Genomic DNA, 16,806 nt, shown 5'->3' on the forward strand with positions numbered 1-16,806 from the left:
ACATGCCGTATGTAACACCAGAGCAGATCGAGCGGGCCAAGCAAATGGACTTGCTGACCTATCTGCAGTATTACGAGCCGCAGGAGTTGGTGCATTTTTCCGGTAACGTCTACACGACGCGGAGCCATGACAGCCTGAAAATCAGCAACGGCAAATGGTGCTGGTGGTCCCGCGGAATCGGCGGGCGTTCAGCTCTGGATTACCTGATTAAAGTACGGGGACTGTCCCTGCCCGAGGCGGTAATACAAATAGATGGGCAAACACCGATGACAGCATCTGTTTCATCTAAGGAAACGGAATCTGCCGGGCCGAAGAAGCTACTCCTGCCTGAGAAAAACGATAACAATGACTTGGTGATAGACTACCTAGCAGGGCGCGGCATCAATAGGGAAATCATCGACTACTGTGTCCAGACCAAACGGCTATTTGAAAGCCATAATTACCATAACGCTGTCTTTGTCGGCTTTGACCGGCAAGGCATCCTCAAGTACGCATCACTTCGGGGGACATCCCGCAGAAGATTTATGGGCGAGGCGAACGGAAGCGACAAGCACTATTCCTTTTCCATCCCGGCAAGAAGCAAAAGCGGCAAGCTTCACCTGTTTGAGAGTGCCATCGATTTAATGTCTTATTGTACTTTGGAGCTTCTTGCCAGCCGGGACTGGCGACAGGATTCCTGCCTTTCCCTTGCCGGTATTTACAAACCAAAAGAAGATATCGCGGAAAGCACTCCTCCTGCCGCCTTAATGCAATACTTAAAAGATTTCCCGCAGATCATTGAAATTGCTTTACACTTGGACAATGACGCAGCCGGACGGCTGGCTGCAAAAACTATTCAAACAATTCTACCTAATAAATACACTGTTTTCGACGAGCCGCCGGAACGGGGCAAGGATTATAACGAATATTTGCGAATGATTGTCATAAAGAAATCTGTGCCTGAAAGATAATAATTTGCATCGCTTCCCTTAGTAAATGTATACATATACACTCTAATATGACATAATATAGAGTGTATATGTACAAAAAAGGGGTGGCACATGATGAAAAATATTGACAAAATTAAAGAGATTCTCGAACAAAACAATGGCATCATTACTGCCTCACAGGTTACTGATGCCAATATTTCAAGGCATTATCTGAAGAAAATGCTGGACATAGGGGCCTTGGCAAAGGTTGACAGGGGGATTTATATCAAGCCGGAAATGTGGGAAGATGAAATGTATATCTTGCAGTACAAGTACAGCCGTGGCGTCTTTTCCCATGAAACGGCCTTGTATATTCATGGTCTGACGGACAGAACACCCCAGAAATATACCATGACGTTTCCCTACGGGTATCATACGCACTCCCTGAAAGATGAAAATGTAATTATCAAAAAATCCGTCAAAGATCTGTACGAACTCGGGTTGACCAAGGGCGTTTCGCCCTGCGGCTATCCCATACGCCTGTACGATGTGGAACGGACGCTTTGCGATATTGTGAAAGGCAATAACGCCTGTGATATTCAAGTTGTCAACCAGGCCATGAAGCAGTATGCTAAGATGCCGGGAAAGAATATTCCGCTGCTTTTTGACTATGCCGAGAAGGTAAGGGTAAAGCCTAAAATCATGAACTATATGGAGGTTTTGCTGTGAAAACGAACAATCCAATGCAGTTGAAAGCCTATATAAAGAAGATGGCTGCTGAAAAGAACATTTCTGCCCAGCTTGTAATGCAAAACTACATGCTGGAACGACTGCTTGAACGCATTTCTGTGTCCAAGTACCAGCCCAATCTGATTTTAAAAGGCGGCTTTCTGATTTCAGCCATAGTCGGACTGGATACCAGGGCTACAATGGATCTAGATACCACAATCAAAGGGTTTGACGTTACTCATGATGCTGTCAGGGGAATTTTTGAGGGAATATGCACCATTTCCCTGGATGATGATGTCAATTTCGAAGTGCTGAATACATCCGACATACGCGAAGGTGACGATTATCCAGGAATCAGAGTATCATTAAGAGCCAATTATCCTCCGTTGGCTGTACCACTTTCCGTGGACGTTACAACCGGAGACAAAATCACTCCTAAAGAAATTGAGTATTCTTTTAAACTTCTTTTTGGTGACAGGACAATCAAAATCATGGCGTACAATTTGGAAACTGTGCTTGCGGAAAAGCTGGAAACAGTAATAACTCGTGGAATTGCAAATACAAGACCAAGAGATTTTTATGATATTTACATCCTTTATCAACTTAGAGGTCATGAATGCGATAAATCGGTGTTGAAAACGGCTCTAGTAGCAACTGCTTCCAAACGAAAAAGCAGTTCTATTTTGGCAAACTATAATAAAGTGATGGAAAGCATTGTTTCAAGTGAACAACTAATGGGCTTTTGGAGAAAATATCAAACAGATTTTGATTATGCACAAGATATTAGTTTTATAGATGTTTGCCATAGAATAAATCAAATTTTTGAGGAAATAAATTTCTAAGATATACAAAGAAACTCTATCTTATTGAGGTTTAGAGTTTTTTTGTATTTTAATTGAATTTTAACTGGTAAAATAAATCACAGAATTGAGACAAGCGGTCTGACTTGCTATACTTTGGTATATCGCTTTAAACTGTTAAAGGAGAAATGTTGTGATGCCAATTCTAAGCCTTATTAGAAATCATGAAGAAGATATTAATCAAATGATTCAAAACGAGGCAGAATACCATAAATATATGGACGAGGCAGGCAAAGCTTGGGATGAGCTAGTTAAAATGGGTATCAGCCAGGAACAGAAAGATTTAATTGAAAATATTGAACGTGCTACCGGCTGCATAGGGTCTATTTATTCTGAGATCTCCTATCAGAAGGGTTTTTCTGACGCCATAAAGCTTATTATTGAATCACTTGTATCCTAAGCACAAATTCATTATGTACTCAGTTACCTGATTGACAGACATGTTAACCAGGTTTTTTTGTTTCCTTCTTATTCTTTATAATCATATTTTAGTTCTTGCGGAGTTAATGATGATCTGGGACTTTTCTTTTCGGCAGGTGGTTACGCTATCAAACTTTTGACAGTATAAGACCGCTGTCTTGTGTTTTAGCAAGCACTGAATTTGGTCTCCCAAATTCGCTTGTTAGGGGGATGCCCCCCTAAAACCCCTTAAAAATACAGCGCTCATGGGTATTCCTTTTCCGTCTAGCGAGCGCTCTCAAGTGCCCATGCACTGAACCATGAATGAAGGCACATCAAAGCGCCCGCAGGGAATGGGCCGCAGTACGCAGAGTGGGCGACACTCCCCGTACCGCGGCCTTTGGATGATATATGAAAGCTTATTATAAGGCGATGCTATTGGCTCCGCCTTTTTGTGTTTTTATTAAGAGTAAATAATACGAAAGGGAGGAAAAAATGAAAAATTACATCAATGTTGAGCGACTTACGGTTATCTTAAACCAAGCTGCACGGATTGCCATGCAAAAAGAAAAAGACCTTTCCCATCCCAAGCAAAAGGAGCCGGAACGATGAGAAGACGCAACATCCGTGTCCAAGTCTGGCTGAACCAGGAAGAAAGGGAAAAACTACAAGCCAGTGCCAAAAAATCCGGGCTTTCCGGAGAAACCTACCTGCGCACCCTTATAAAAGGCTTTGTGCCCAAAGAGCTTCCTCCGGCTGACTATCACGCATTGATGAGGGAGCTTCACGCCATCGGCAATAATCTGAACCAGATTGCAGCCAAGGCCAATGCCACGGGACATATTGACAGGGCGATTTTCCAGGATGAAGCCAACCGGCTCCGCCAGGCCGTGCTGGATATCCGGGCGGCGGTCACGTCACCGCAAAAGCTGGAGTAAATAATGGCTACCACAGCGATATGGGATGTCAAAGACCGATTAGACCGAGTAATAAACTATGCTGCTAACCCCGGCAAGACTGAAAACCTGGACTTTTCAAGCCGGAATTTGCAGGGTTTACAGAATGTACTGGAATATGCAGCGCGGGAGGACAAAACCGAAATGCAGTATTATGTTACCGGTATCAATTGCGACCCATCTGCCGCTTATAAGCAAATGTCCCAGACCAAGCTGCAGTTTCAGAAAAAGGATGGCATCCTTGCCTTCCATGGCTACCAATCCTTTGCACCGGGGGAAGCAACGCCTGAAACAGCCCACGCTATCGGCGTAAAGCTAGCTCAGGAACTTTGGGGTGGGCGTTTTGAGGTTGTTGTTTCCACACATTTGGATAAACATCACCTGCACAACCATTTTGTTCTTAACTCCGTTTCTTTTGCCGACGGAAAGCGCTATTACGACAACAAAGCTACTTACGCTCAACTGCGCCAGGCTTCCGACCGGCTGTGCAGGGAATACTCACTGTCCGTTATTGAAAACCAACAGGGGGACAGGTCGGAACATTATGCCGAATGGAAAGCCGGGCAGGAAGGCAAGCCCACCTGGCGGGGACTGATCCGTGAGGATGTGGATAAGGCAATTTCCGCATCAATGACTTTCACGCAATTTATTGCTACTCTCCGAAAACAGGGTTATGAAGTAAAAACAGGTGTCAAATATATTGCTGTTCGCCCGCAGGGCAAGGATCGGTTTGTCCGGCTGAAGACTCTTGGGGACGATTATAGTGAGGATGCCATAAAACAGCGGATACTTCAGAACCGTTCTCCGAAGCGGCAGGAAGTTTTGCCGGAGCCCAGACGAAAACGCATTATCACCGGAAGAAGTCCTGATCTGAAAAAGACCAGAAAACTCAAGGGCTTGTATGCCTTATACTTTCACTACCTCTATAAGATGGGCATTCTGCCCAAAAACACCGCGTCCAAGAAATGGGCGCATTTTTTATTGCGCGAGGATATCCGGCATTTGGAAGAGTTGAGTGCTCAAACCAAGTTGCTCTGCAAGCACCGGATTGAAAACATTAAGCAGCTTTTGAGTTACCAATCTATGCTGGAGCAGGAAATTACCGGCTTGGCAGCCGAACGCAAATCTCTTTACCATCGCCTGCGTCGCTGTAAAGACGATGTGCAGATTGCCGAATACAAACTGCAGATTGCTGGGTTTTCCAGGAAACTGTCTCTGCTCCGGAAGGAGGTGAAGCTTTGCAAGGGCATTATGTCCCGTTCTGAAGCAATAAAGGAGAAACTAACCCAAATAAGAAATGAGAAAAATGAGCTAAGAAGGGAGGAAAAGGATCATGAACAGCGGAGCCGATGCGGCCGACCAAATGGTCAATATGAGCCTTAAAGGGATTGAGGTAATGGCTAAAATCTCGGGTGAGGGGGCGAGAAACCTTGCTACTTACCTTTATGCCGTCTTGAAAGACCAGAAAAAAACCAAAGGTAAAACCCGCCTGGAGGGGCTTTTGCGGAGTGGCAAAGAGCTGAAAGTTTTTGCGGTCAAAAACGAGGATTTAAAAAGGTTCTGTCTGGAAGCCAAGCGCTACGGTGTTCTGTACTGTGCTCTGCAGGATAAAAAGAACCTGGATGGTATGTGCGATATCATGGTGCGGGCAGAGGACGCTTCCAAAATCAACCGCATTGTGGAACGCTTCAAGCTGGCGACCGTGGATACTGCAAGCATTAAAAGCGAGATCGAAAAAGCCAAAGCCGCCCGGGATTCGCAGAAAGAGCCAACCACCAAAGTCACACCCGCCGAAAAAAGTCCTGAAGATTTTATTAATGAGCGGATGGCAAAGCCCGCTCAAATAAAAAAAACCGTTGAACCGGTTGACAATCCAAACCCCACGACGGCGACGACGGAGAAATCCCGTCCGTCCGAGCCTTTCTCCGCGCGCAGCGGGAAATCCGCAGAGGGTGCTGAGCGTCAAAAGAAATCTGTCCGCGAAGAACTGCGGGAAATCAAGAATGCTCAGAAGGAACAGGCGGAGCGGCTTAAACGCGGACCGGTCAGAGAACAGCCACAGGCTGCAATACAGAACGCCGGTCCTCAAAGGCGGCAAGTTAAATTTCCTAAATCAAAACCTAAAGAGAGGTAAGACTTGATTAAGATCTAAAAGGCATCGCTGGATAGGAAAAAAAGAGGAGGAAAGTGTCATGAAAGACGAAGAACGGGTGCTTACCATAGATGCTTATGAGCAAGGCGTGATGGTCAATGCCTTAAATGAACTTAGGAACGACCTGATAAAAGAAGAACGTCCGACCGACGCGGTGGACGAACTGCTGCTTAAAACCATCGACGCCCCAGCCAAAAAACTGAGACAAAGGAACCAAGATGAGGCGCGTTGAGACCGCAAGGAGCAACCTGATACTCTTTGCGGTTTTTTTAATTCCCGTAGTATGGGCGGCTGTGCTGACTGCTCCGGCTATATCCGGCGGGCTTCCAGAAATTCTTACCAAACTCACAGCGGGGCTGAACCATCCCTTTGACCTGGTCTGGGTGAAAGATACACCCAAGTGCATCTTGCTGTTTATAACGGCTTATGCTCTCGGCATCGGTATTTATATTTCCACGAAGCGCAATTACCGGCGCAGGGAGGAACACGGTAGCGCCCGCTGGGGCGGCGCGACAGTTGTTAATAAAAAATACCGGGATAAGGACCGGTTCCAAAATAAAATTCTGACCAAGAACGTTAGTATCGGACTGAACGGCAGGAAGCACAAAAGAAATTTGAACGTGCTGGTGGTCGGAGGTTCCGGCTCCGGCAAGACCCGCTTTTATGCCAAGCCCAACGTGATGCAAGCTAATACTTCTTTTGTCGTGCTCGACCCCAAGGGCGAAATTCTACGGGATTCGGGCAGCCTGCTGAAAGCCAAGGGATATGAAATCAAGGTATTGGATCTAATCAACATGCACCTTTCCCATTGCTACAACCCTTTTGCCTATTTGCAGGACGACAAGGATGTGCTCAAGCTGGTGACCAATCTAATCCGCAATACCACGCCCAAAGGCTCCAATACCAACGACCCATTTTGGGATCGGTCCGAAACCGCACTCCTGGAAGCCCTAATGCTGTACCTGTTGTATGAAGCGCCGCCGGAAGAACAGAATTTTCCGATGGTCATGGAGCTAATTGCTGCCGCTGAAGTCCGGGAGGACGATGAAACTTACCAAAGCCCGCTGGACGAGCTGTTCGAGCGGCTCGAAATGCGTGAGCCGGAGCATTTGGCGGTCAAACAGTACAATATTTTCAAGCTGGCGGCGGGCAAAACGGCTAAATCCATCTTGATCAGTCTGGGTGTCCGCTTGGAAAAGTTCAATCTTGCCTCCATCGCCGGCATCACCACCACAGACGAATTAGAGCTGCTATCCATGGGAGAGCTCAAAACAGCGCTTTTTGCCGTCATACCTGATAATGATTCATCCTTTAATTTTATTGTCGGTATGCTCTATACCCAGCTGTTCCAGCAGCTTTATTTCCTAGCCGACAGCGTGTACGGCGGGCGGCTTCCCGTACATGTCCATTTTGTCATGGATGAATTCAGCAATGTTGCTTTACCTGACGAGTTCGATAAGCTGCTTTCCACTGTACGTTCCCGGGAGATCAGCGTATCCATTATCTTGCAAAACCTGGCGCAGCTGAAAGCCCTGTTCAAAGACAGCTGGGAGTCCATTGTCGGTAATTGCGACGAGTTCCTGTATTTGGGCGGCAACGAGCAGTCTACCCATAAATATGTATCAGAACTTTTAGGCAAGGAAACCATTGACGTCAACAGCTATGGACAGAGCAGAGGAAGGAACGGCAGCTATTCAACCAATTACCAGTTGTCCGGGCGTGAGCTTCTGACTCCCGATGAAGTGCGGATGCTGGACAATCGTTTTGCCCTGCTCTTTATTCGAGGGGAACGGGCAGTATTGGATAACAAGTACGATATATTCAAACATCCCGGTTTGAAGTTGACGGTGGACGGTGGCGGAGAACCATACCGGCATGGAGGAACAGAAAACGCCCTGGACTGGAAAACCTTAAACCTAAACGGAGAAGGAGATTACGAGCTTCTCAGCGGGGAAGAGCTGGAAGTTTTTTTGCAATCCTAAAAAATCTTTTGGAGGTGTTAACTTTTGAAAATGTCTAAAAGAGCAAAAAAGATGCTTGCGATAAGTTGCTTGTTAGCGCTGATAACTGCTGCCGTTCCCATAACTGCTTACGCAGCGGGTGACCCGCTGACAGTCATTAACAACCTGTCTGACTTTATCTTCGGACTCATTCGTGCCATTGGGATGATTCTTTTAGGTTTCGGCATCGTGCAGATCGGCCTTTCACTTAAATCCCACGACCCGTCCCAGCGGGCCAACGGTTTCCTGACACTGGCTGGCGGTGTGATTATTACCTTTGCCAAAGAGATCCTTATCCTGATTACAGGAGGTTGATCGCAATGTTTAACAACTTCCCTATCAATGAAAAAATGCATATTCATTCACTGAACGGCGAACTACGTGAAGCTACCATTCTCAAGAGGCTTGGTGACAACGATTATCTTGCCGAATTTAACGGCGTCAAGTGTCACGCAATCTTCAACCCGTTTGTCGATAAATTCTATGTTGATGACAAATATGGCGTCATCAGGGACAAAATGCCTGCCAGGGATGAACAATGCCGGTAACAATCATAAAGACAAGCTCGCATTTAATACGCGGACTTTGTCTTGAAAATGAGGTGAGCTTATTTGGGAAGCGGCAACTGGGTCATCGACAATCTCAATAACGCCCTAGCAACCTGGAATGCAAAGCTGGCGGAGATACTGCAAATCATTATCCAATCACCGACGGAATTCAAAGGCGGCGGTATTTGGACTGTTATCGTCAATATTCACGGTGCATTGCAGGCCGTCGGCATGGCACTGCTGGTGCTATTTTTTGTAATCGGCGTAGTCAAAACCTGCGGAAGCTTAGCTGAAGTGAAAAAGCCGGAACATGCGCTCAAGCTGTTTATTCGGTTCGCCTTGGCCAAAGCAGTTGTAACCTACGGGCTGGACTTGATGATGTCACTATTCAGCATCGTGCAGGGGATTATTTTCACTATTATGAGCAGTGCCGGTTTCGGAACGGCCAACCAAAGCGTCCTGCCGGATACGATTGTTCAGGCTGTCGAGAATTGCAGTTTTTGGGAGAGCATTCCTTTATGGGCTGTTACGCTGCTCGGCGGTTTATTCATCACGGTGCTGTCCTTTATTATGATTCTAACCGTGTACGGCCGGTTTTTTAAAATTTATCTTTATACCGCCATTGCTCCCGTGCCGTTGGCTTCATTAGCCGGGGAGCCGAGCCAGAGCATCGGCGTATCCTTCTTGAAAGGCTATGCTGCCACCTGTCTGGAAGGAGCGGTTATTGTCCTGGCCTGCATTATCTTTTCCGTCTTCGCAGCTTCTCCGCCGGTGGTGGATACCGGTGCCAGCGCAGTGACTATGGTATGGTCCTATGTCGGGGAACTCATTTTCAATATGCTGGTGCTGGTCGGCGCGGTGAAAATGGCTGATCGTGTGGTGCGGGAAATGATGGGATTATAAAAAGATACCGAAAATGAAAATCCGGTATCCTCATATATCCTTAAACTGAACATCCTCCCCATAAACGACAGGTACGCCTGTCCTTGGGTCAAGCAAATCCCCCTGTTCGTTAAACTGAACTTCGTCAAGAGGTACGCCCATCTCCCTTGCCCGCCGGATCTGCCATGCGACATCATCCTCAAAGTATTTCTCGTTCCGTTTACACCGTATCGCCTTTATAAGCGACACAATCCAGCTTAATACGGTCAGACCAAGCAGTGAGAAAAGAATGGTGTACGCTAAAGTCTCATGTTCTCCTGCCCACTTGTTTAGCACGGTGCCAAACAGCAGCAAGCAGACTATAGGAATTGTCAGCCGGAGCTTACCTGCTACCTTAAATATAAAAGAAATAATAAACAATCCTGCCGTAAGACAGAGGGATATAATTGCCGCGATTGACATAAGAGTCACTCCTTTCCTATGCTTATTATCCCACATTCAGGAATAAAATGGAAGTTTAATGCGTTAATTGAAACAATCGGAGGTTTCAGCATGAAGAATGAAAACTTAAACGATAAGCTGGAAAAAGAAAAGGAAAAACTCCACATACTTGGAGAAGAAACCATAAAAAAGGGCATTCCCCTTAGAGAGGATGAGGCTTTTATGAAGCAAAACCGTAAAGTTGACGAATTGGTATATAAGATCCAAAAAGAGAAAGAAAAGCATAAGAAAAACCAAAAGGAAAGGTAAGAATCCGAACGGCGCTTTGTCATTAAGTGCTTTTTTTATTGGAGGCGATAAAATTTGGAAGTCAAAATAAACCGGGAAATCAGGGATTACACGGAAAGCTTGTTTTTTGGACTGTCTATGCGGCAGTTTATTTTTTCCCTCCTGGCTGTTGGCGTTGCCGTCGGCATCTACTTCGGCCTGCGGAATTTATTAGGCGCGGAAACTGTAAGCTGGGTGTGCATACTGGGTGCATTCCCCTTCGCGGCCATGGGGTTCATCCGCTACCACGGCATGACGGCGGAGCAGTTTTTATGGGCGTATCTCAAATCGGAGTTTCTCCTGCCAAAAAAACTGAACTTTTATCCGACGAACGTGTATTACGAAGCATTGAAGCAGAAGATTGAAAATCACGAAAAGGAGGAATGGAAACGCCATGATTAAGACCCTGAAGAAAATCATAAAGCAGGATAAGGAAAAATTTGTTGTCCCCAAAGGCGTTCAGCAAGCCATCCCAATCAGGGCTATCTGGCCGGACGGAATTTTTAAGGTAGGCAACAAGTTTTCCAAATCCTTTCGTTTTACGGACATCAATTATGCAGTGGCCTCCAAGGAAGATAAGGAAGCGATGTTCCTGTCCTATTCGGAGCTTCTCAATTCCTTGGACAGCGGAGCGACTACCAAAATCACCATCAACAACCGCCGCTTGAACAAGACGGACTTTGAAAGCTCAATTCTAATTCCGCTTAGGGAGGACGGGCTGGACGAATACCGAGCGGAATACAACCGGATGCTTTTGGACAAGGCCACTGGTGTGAGCAATATTGTCCAAGATAAGTACGTAACTGTTTCGGTACTGAAAAAGAATATCGAGGAAGCGCGGAACTATTTTTCCCGCATCGGAGCCGACCTGATCACCCATTTTTCCCGCCTGGGTTCCAAGTGTGTGGAGTTGGACGCGACTGACCGTCTGCGCATCTTGCATGATTTTTTCCGCCCCGGTGAGGAAACAGATTTCCGATTCGACCTGTCCGAGACCATGCGAAAAGGACACGACTTCAAGGACTATATCTGCCCCGATACTTTTGAATTTGAAAAAGACCATTTCCGCATGGGAAACAAGTTTGGGCGCGTCCTTTTCTTAAGGGAATACGCTAGCTACATCAAAGACAGCATGGTGTCCGAGCTCTGCGACTTGAACCGCAGTATGATGCTCTCTTTGGATATTATCCCCATCCCTACAGATGAAGCGGTTCGTGAAGTGGAAAACAGACTGCTCGGGGTGGAAACCAACATTACCAACTGGCAGCGGCGGCAAAACCAAAACAATAACTTTTCCGCCGTTGTACCCTACGACATGGAGCAGCAGCGCAAAGAGAGCAAAGAATTCCTAGACGACCTGACCACCCGCGACCAGCGGATGATGTTTGCAGTTCTCACCATGGTACATGTTGCGGACAGCAAGGAGCAGTTGGACGGCGACACCGAGACTCTCTTAACTATGGTACGGAAGCATCTCTGCCAGTTTTCCACCCTGACGTTTCAGCAGATGGACGGGTTGAACACGGCGTTGCCTATTGGATTGAGAAAGATAGAAGCTATCCGGACGCTGACCACCGAAAGTACAGCGGTGTTTATTCCTTTCCGGGCGCAGGAGATTTCCCACAGCGGCGGCATTTACTACGGTCAAAATGTTATTTCCAAGAACATCATTATTGCCAACCGCAAATGTCTTCTCAATGGGAATTCCTTTATTGTAGGTGTCTCCGGTTCTGGCAAGAGTTTTACTGCTAAGCGGGAGATTGTCAACCAGATCCTATCCAGCGATGACGACATTATCCTGATAGACCCGGAAAGGGAGTATTCGCTCATGGTCAAAGCCATGGGCGGGGAAATCATCCATATTTCCGCAACCTCCCAAAACCATATCAATGCTATGGACATGAACAGGGATTATGGGGACGGGGCTAATCCGGTCATCTTGAAATCCGAATTTGTCCTTTCCTTATGTGAGCAGTTGATCGGCGGGCAAAACCTGGGAGCCAAGCAGAAGTCCCTCATCGACCGCTGTACCGCGAGTGTCTACCGGAAATATCTGCAAAGCAATTTTCAGGCAATGACGCCTACCTTGCAGGATTTTCATGCGGAGCTTTTAAAACAGGACGAGCTGGAAGCCCAGGAAATTGCCTTGGCTATCGAGCTGTTTACCAGCGGCAGTCTGAATACTTTCGCCAAACCGACCAATGTGGATGTGAACAACCGCCTGATTTGCTATGATATTCTGGATCTGGGCAAGCAGCTTTTGCCCATAGGTATGCTGGTGGTGCTGGACAGCATCCTGAACCGGATTACGCAGAACAGGGCCAAGGGAAAAAACACCTTCATTATTATTGATGAAATTTACCTTTTGTTTCAACATGAGTACTCTGCCAACTTCCTTTTTACCCTGTGGAAGCGCGTCCGAAAGTACGGCGCATTTTGCACGGGTATTACCCAGAACGTCGATGATCTGCTGCAGAGCCATACAGCCCGCACCATGCTGGCCAACAGCGAATTTATTGTCATGCTCAACCAGGCTTCGACTGACAGGATGGAGTTGGCTAGGCTCTTGAATATTTCCGACCTTCAGCTCAGCTATATTACGAATGTGGACGCGGGAAATGGACTGATTAAGGTGGGTAGTTCCCTAGTACCCTTTACTGATCAATTCCCCCGAAACACCAGGCTTTACCGACTGATGACTACCAAACCGGGTGAACAGGTGGAAGTCCAGTAAATTAGTTTAAGCGAAAAGCCGTATGATGGCGGCCTTTTCATTTATTGAGGAGGGAAGACCAATGGAAACTATCCGGTTTGCGGGTAAAGAGCATGAGAATTTTTATTACGATATGCTCGCAGTGGCAGGCAATACCGACGTGTACCACAGGGCATTTTTTTACACCATGGGGATTAGTAAGGAAACAAGGTGCCATATCCGTTACTTGTTTGATTTTAAAGAGAATTGCATCAAACCGCAAAATCTTTCAGCGGCCTGGCAGACTGGAGGGACTATCCGTCTTTGCCGTTTGGCCTTTAACCTTTGGAACGGGTGGACGGAAGAGGGAAAAGAGAGATACTCTGCACCGTTTGAACTGTTTGACTGCCGTTTTGCGCCGTACTTTTTCGAAGCTATCCGGCTGCGCTATCCCGAATATTGCCGGAGTCTGGAATATCCCGGAATGCAGCTTTCCATAATGGAACGGTAAATCCTTCAGAAAGATTGGGACTAGCAGGGAAGACGGGTGAGGGTTATGAAAGAAATAAGGACAAAATTGACTATTAAAGATATCAAGGTGTTGGATAAGGCCTCGGATGTATCCCATAGGATGAAAAACGCCTATATCCGTACGAAAGAGCAGGATGGACAAAACAGACATAACGAAGACAGCAACTATGTGGATAATGCAGTGGGTACAGTAAAAGACGGTTCGAAAAAAGTTGCTCGAAAAGCGGTAACCGCGGGCGAATACGGCAAAAATACGGTCTGGAAAATAAGGGAACGTCGGAGAGCGGGTACAAATACATCAAATTCTGCTACTGGCGTGTACCAGCCTGGGCATGACAGAAAAACCGGAGCCGGTGTTTCAAGGGCAGAACGAAAATTGGATCAGACCTTACAAAACCCTGTTTGCCAACCGGCAAATAAAGCAGCGTTGCAAGCTGGCAAAACTTACGGACAAAGAGGGTGCAAGATTAAGCAATCTGTTGGAGCAAGTAGTAGAACCGTAAAGCAACCGGCTAAAGGTATGGTTAAAACGGCGCAAAGAAGGGTCAAAACCGCTGAACGCAGCACCAAGAATGCTATTAAGACCTCCCAAGCCGCAGCTCAAACTGCCTTCAAAACTGCCCAATCTGCGAAAAGGGCGGCGCAGGTAGCACGGGCCGCGTCAAGAGCAGCGGTTGCCTCGGCGAAAGCAGGGGCAAAAACAATGGTGGCCACAATTAAAGCGATCATTGCGGCATTAAAGAGCCTGATTGCCATGATTGCCGCATGCGGCTGGGCGGCGATTGTGGTTATCATGCTGGTGTGTCTGGTGGGGCTTATGTCAGGCTCAGTTTTCGGAGTTTTTTTTTCCAATGAAGATACTGGCAAAAACACGCCGGTTATGACGGAGGCAGTCGGCAGGCTGAACGGAGAATTTGCGGCTGAAATCGAAAGAATTAAGAATGAAAATCCCCATGATACGCTGGATTTATCCAACAATGGCAGCAGCAATATGGTCAGCAACTGGCGGGACATATTGGCGGTTTACGCGGTGAAAGTGGCCGCCGATCCGGAAAAAGGCATGGAAGTTGCTACTCTTGATGATACAAAAGTGGGAATACTGTGGGACATCTTTTGGAATATGAACAAAATCGACTACTGGCTAGAAACGATTGAGCACACGAACGGGAAAACGATCAGTACGGAGACTGTCTTGCATATCCGTGTAACCGCAAAATCTTATTCGGACATGATCGCCCAATATCATTTCAATCCGCAACAAGTGGGGATGTTGAATGAGTTGATGCAGTACAAATACCAGCAGCTATTTATGAGGCTTATCGGCAGCTATGTGAATATTACCCTTTCTCCGCAGGAAATCGCTGCTATTTTACAAAACCTGCCGCCGGATTTAGATGAACTGCGCAGAAATACTGTTCTGGCAGCTTATTCTCTTGTCGGCAAAATAAGCTATTTTTGGGGCGGCAAATCCACAGTCATCGGCTGGGACAGCCGGTGGGGAACACTTACCAAGGTAACAGCCGAGGGAAGCCCTACTACCGGAACCGTACGGCCTTACGGATTGGACTGCTCAGGATATGTGGCATGGGTATTTGTCAACGCGGCGGGAAATGCAGATGCGGTGGAGATAATCGGAACCGGTACTTCAAGTCAGTATGCCGCCTGTACGCCGGTAAACTGGAGCGGCGCACTGCCGGGGGATCTGGCGTTCTATCCTGACTTAAGCCATGTGGGCATAGTTGTTGGCAAGCAAAACGGAGATCTGCTGATTGCCAATTGCAATGCTGGACAGAACAATGTAGCGGTAACCAGTGTTTCCGGATCAAGTTCATCAGGCTTCTATATGATAGGCAGACCTAAGTTTTTTCGAAAGTAAAGGCGGGTGATTATCACGGATTGCCAATCAAAAAGTCCAGCCTATTTTCTGGACAATATTTTGTCCGGCAGGATAAAAACAGAAATAGCATTTCAGCCAATTTGGGATTTGCAAAAAATGAAGGTATTCGGTTTTGAAGCTTTAGCCAGATGGAAAAATCTTAGGCCGGATGAAGTTTTTTTAGAAGCAGCCCAAAAACATTCAGTGTTGGAATTGGAGACCTTGATTTTGGCGGAAATTTGCCGGATCAAAAAAAGTACAAAAGAAAAGACATTTATTAACGTTCATCCAAGTTTGCCCAATCCTTATTCTTGGGAGTGTTTAAAAGGTCAAAATGTAATTTTAGAAATAACGGAATCAGATTCAATTTGCTTTCCGGCTTTAAATATCCTAAGAGACTTAGGGTTTACGTTGGCTTTAGATGATTTTGACACCGGCTCGGCAACATTGGAAGCTTTGTGCCTGGTCGAGCCTGAATATATTAAGCTTGATAAAAGTCTCATCCAATCAAAGAATGTTGCAAGCCGGGATAGTCTGATAACGGCTTTTGTTGGGCATGCTGTAAGGCTGAATAGCAAGGTGATTGTTGAAGGCATAGAAACCCGTGAACAATTGCAGGCGGCAAGGATAAATGGTGCTCACTATGGACAAGGTTACTTCCTCGGAAAACCTGAAATTTTATTTCTCGGTTTCTAAAAAATATAAATTGAGGAGTGTTTTTTTTTGAGAAAAGTATTTTTTATTTTAGGTTTGGTTATCGCTTTAGGGAGCGGCATAGGCCTTTATTTTTATATGGATTATGCAAAAGGCTTGGTTCCTATGGTTTATGCCGCCACAAATATTCCTGAAGATACCGTAATAAGCGCAGAGCAATTGAAAGTTAGAAGTGTTCCAAGGGAAAGTGTGCCTTCAGGAGTTGCGGCAAGTATCAACCAGGTAGCAAACAAGTCTCTGAATTGGCCTTTAAAAGAAGGCGATCCGGTGCGGTTGGATAAAATAGAACAAAACCCAAAGGCGGAGGTTGAAAACTCAAGATTAATTGCCTTCAAAACAGATTACAACGGATCAATTGCCGGCCTTGCTAAATACGGACAAACCGTTGACCTTGTTTTAACTCTTGACCCGAAACAAACGGGCAATTTATCGCTTGCAGGATATATTGTCACTGATTTATTTATTGAAGCGACTGCTGATTCATCGGGCAAGATATTATCTTCCGCGGATATCCCGCATTTGAATGGACCAGCTTCTGTTATGAGTTTATCAGGCAGTGAGCAAACAACCGGCATCCCGATAGAAATAATAGCAAAGGTTACCCCGAAACAGTTTTTAGTAATAAAACAGGCCGAAACAATGGGAACGATTTCGTTGGGGCAGCGCGGTAAGAATGCCAAGGATCTCTACAACATAAACGATGTTATAGAAAGTTCGCAGGTGAATATCGGTAAAGAGTTTATTGTGGCCTTGCTTCAGCTTCAAAAGTAAACGTTATGGGAGGAGATCTT

20 protein-coding genes are annotated in these 16,806 nt (G+C 46.2%); 19 read left to right on the forward strand and 1 reads right to left on the reverse strand.

Features of this window, described 5'->3' with window-relative positions; translation table 11 throughout:
* Nucleotides 1–2: 2 nt before the first annotated feature.
* From AB3489_RS00805 to AB3489_RS00860, 12 genes are all read left to right on the forward strand, one after another.
* The gene (locus tag AB3489_RS00805; protein WP_368293589.1) at nt 3–950 is read left to right on the forward strand and encodes a DUF3991 domain-containing protein; all 948 of its coding nucleotides are present in this window, start codon (nt 3–5) and stop codon (nt 948–950) included.
* A 93-nt stretch (nt 951–1,043) separates the two neighbouring features.
* The gene (locus tag AB3489_RS00810) at nt 1,044–1,637 is read left to right on the forward strand and encodes a type IV toxin-antitoxin system AbiEi family antitoxin domain-containing protein (RefSeq protein WP_368293590.1); all 594 of its coding nucleotides are present in this window, start codon (nt 1,044–1,046) and stop codon (nt 1,635–1,637) included.
* Nucleotides 1,634–2,479: a nucleotidyl transferase AbiEii/AbiGii toxin family protein gene (locus AB3489_RS00815; protein WP_368293591.1), complete on the forward strand. Its 846-nt coding sequence runs from the start codon at nt 1,634–1,636 to the stop codon at nt 2,477–2,479. Before AB3489_RS00810 ends, AB3489_RS00815 begins: the two co-directional genes overlap by 4 nt.
* Nucleotides 2,480–2,633: 154 nt before the next feature.
* Entirely contained in the window at nt 2,634–2,897 is a 264-nt protein-coding gene (locus AB3489_RS00820; protein WP_368293592.1) for a hypothetical protein, read from the forward strand.
* A gap of 607 nt (nt 2,898–3,504) precedes the next feature.
* Entirely contained in the window at nt 3,505–3,834 is a 330-nt protein-coding gene (mobC, locus tag AB3489_RS00825) for a plasmid mobilization relaxosome protein MobC (protein ID WP_368293593.1), read from the forward strand.
* A 3-nt stretch (nt 3,835–3,837) separates the two neighbouring features.
* Nucleotides 3,838–5,235, forward strand: a complete 1,398-nt coding sequence (locus AB3489_RS00830; protein WP_368293594.1) for a relaxase/mobilization nuclease domain-containing protein — start codon at nt 3,838–3,840, stop codon at nt 5,233–5,235.
* Nucleotides 5,186–5,986, forward strand: a complete 801-nt coding sequence (locus AB3489_RS00835) for a PcfB family protein (protein ID WP_368293595.1) — start codon at nt 5,186–5,188, stop codon at nt 5,984–5,986. The genes AB3489_RS00830 and AB3489_RS00835 overlap by 50 nt, the downstream gene beginning before the upstream one ends.
* A 58-nt stretch (nt 5,987–6,044) precedes the next feature.
* Nucleotides 6,045–6,236, forward strand: coding sequence for a hypothetical protein (locus AB3489_RS00840; protein ID WP_368293596.1), 192 nt, complete (start codon nt 6,045–6,047; stop codon nt 6,234–6,236).
* A complete protein-coding gene (locus AB3489_RS00845; RefSeq protein WP_368293597.1) occupies nt 6,223–7,986 on the forward strand; it encodes a VirD4-like conjugal transfer protein, CD1115 family in 1,764 nt (587 codons plus the stop codon). The genes AB3489_RS00840 and AB3489_RS00845 overlap by 14 nt, the downstream gene beginning before the upstream one ends.
* A 51-nt stretch (nt 7,987–8,037) precedes the next feature.
* A complete protein-coding gene (locus AB3489_RS00850; protein ID WP_368294550.1) occupies nt 8,038–8,319 on the forward strand; it encodes a glutamyl-tRNA amidotransferase in 282 nt (93 codons plus the stop codon).
* 5 nt (nt 8,320–8,324) lie between these two features.
* Nucleotides 8,325–8,552, forward strand: a complete 228-nt coding sequence (locus tag AB3489_RS00855; protein ID WP_368293598.1) for a hypothetical protein — start codon at nt 8,325–8,327, stop codon at nt 8,550–8,552.
* A 63-nt stretch (nt 8,553–8,615) separates the two neighbouring features.
* The gene (locus AB3489_RS00860) at nt 8,616–9,455 is read left to right on the forward strand and encodes a hypothetical protein (protein ID WP_368293599.1); all 840 of its coding nucleotides are present in this window, start codon (nt 8,616–8,618) and stop codon (nt 9,453–9,455) included.
* A gap of 30 nt (nt 9,456–9,485) precedes the next feature.
* Here AB3489_RS00860 and AB3489_RS00865 read toward each other — a convergent pair whose 3' ends face one another.
* The gene (locus tag AB3489_RS00865) at nt 9,486–9,896 is read right to left on the reverse strand and encodes a hypothetical protein (RefSeq protein WP_368293600.1); all 411 of its coding nucleotides are present in this window, start codon (nt 9,894–9,896) and stop codon (nt 9,486–9,488) included.
* Nucleotides 9,897–9,986: 90 nt separating this feature from the next.
* On the opposite strand from AB3489_RS00865, the gene AB3489_RS00870 reads away from it, so the two are divergent.
* The 7 genes from AB3489_RS00870 to AB3489_RS00900 all read left to right on the forward strand — a co-directional run bounded on the left by AB3489_RS00870 (nt 9,987) and on the right by AB3489_RS00900 (nt 16,786).
* On the forward strand, nt 9,987–10,184 hold the full coding sequence (locus AB3489_RS00870; protein ID WP_368293601.1) for a hypothetical protein: 198 nt from the start codon (nt 9,987–9,989) through the stop codon (nt 10,182–10,184).
* 54 nt (nt 10,185–10,238) lie between these two features.
* Nucleotides 10,239–10,604 carry a PrgI family protein gene (locus AB3489_RS00875; protein WP_368293602.1) on the forward strand — a complete coding sequence of 122 codons (366 nt, stop codon included), beginning with the start codon at nt 10,239–10,241 and terminating at the stop codon, nt 10,602–10,604.
* Nucleotides 10,597–12,936 (forward strand): VirB4-like conjugal transfer ATPase, CD1110 family, encoded by a 2,340-nt coding sequence (locus AB3489_RS00880; RefSeq protein WP_368293603.1) that lies wholly within the window; start codon nt 10,597–10,599, stop codon nt 12,934–12,936. The genes AB3489_RS00875 and AB3489_RS00880 overlap by 8 nt, the downstream gene beginning before the upstream one ends.
* 61 nt (nt 12,937–12,997) lie before the next feature.
* The gene (locus tag AB3489_RS00885; protein WP_368293604.1) at nt 12,998–13,405 is read left to right on the forward strand and encodes a DUF6075 family protein; all 408 of its coding nucleotides are present in this window, start codon (nt 12,998–13,000) and stop codon (nt 13,403–13,405) included.
* 120 nt (nt 13,406–13,525) lie between these two features.
* The gene (locus AB3489_RS00890; RefSeq protein WP_368293605.1) at nt 13,526–15,301 is read left to right on the forward strand and encodes an NlpC/P60 family protein; all 1,776 of its coding nucleotides are present in this window, start codon (nt 13,526–13,528) and stop codon (nt 15,299–15,301) included.
* Nucleotides 15,302–15,307: 6 nt separating this feature from the next.
* Nucleotides 15,308–15,997, forward strand: a complete 690-nt coding sequence (locus AB3489_RS00895) for an EAL domain-containing protein (RefSeq protein WP_368293606.1) — start codon at nt 15,308–15,310, stop codon at nt 15,995–15,997.
* A 27-nt stretch (nt 15,998–16,024) separates the two neighbouring features.
* Complete coding sequence (locus AB3489_RS00900) at nt 16,025–16,786, forward strand: SAF domain-containing protein (protein WP_368293607.1); 762 nt, start codon at nt 16,025–16,027, stop codon at nt 16,784–16,786.
* Nucleotides 16,787–16,806 lie beyond the last annotated feature (20 nt).

It is taken from the genome of Dehalobacter sp. TBBPA1, from assembly GCF_040931655.1.
In the GTDB taxonomy this organism is placed as follows: Bacteria; Bacillota; Desulfitobacteriia; order Desulfitobacteriales; family Syntrophobotulaceae; genus Dehalobacter; species Dehalobacter restrictus.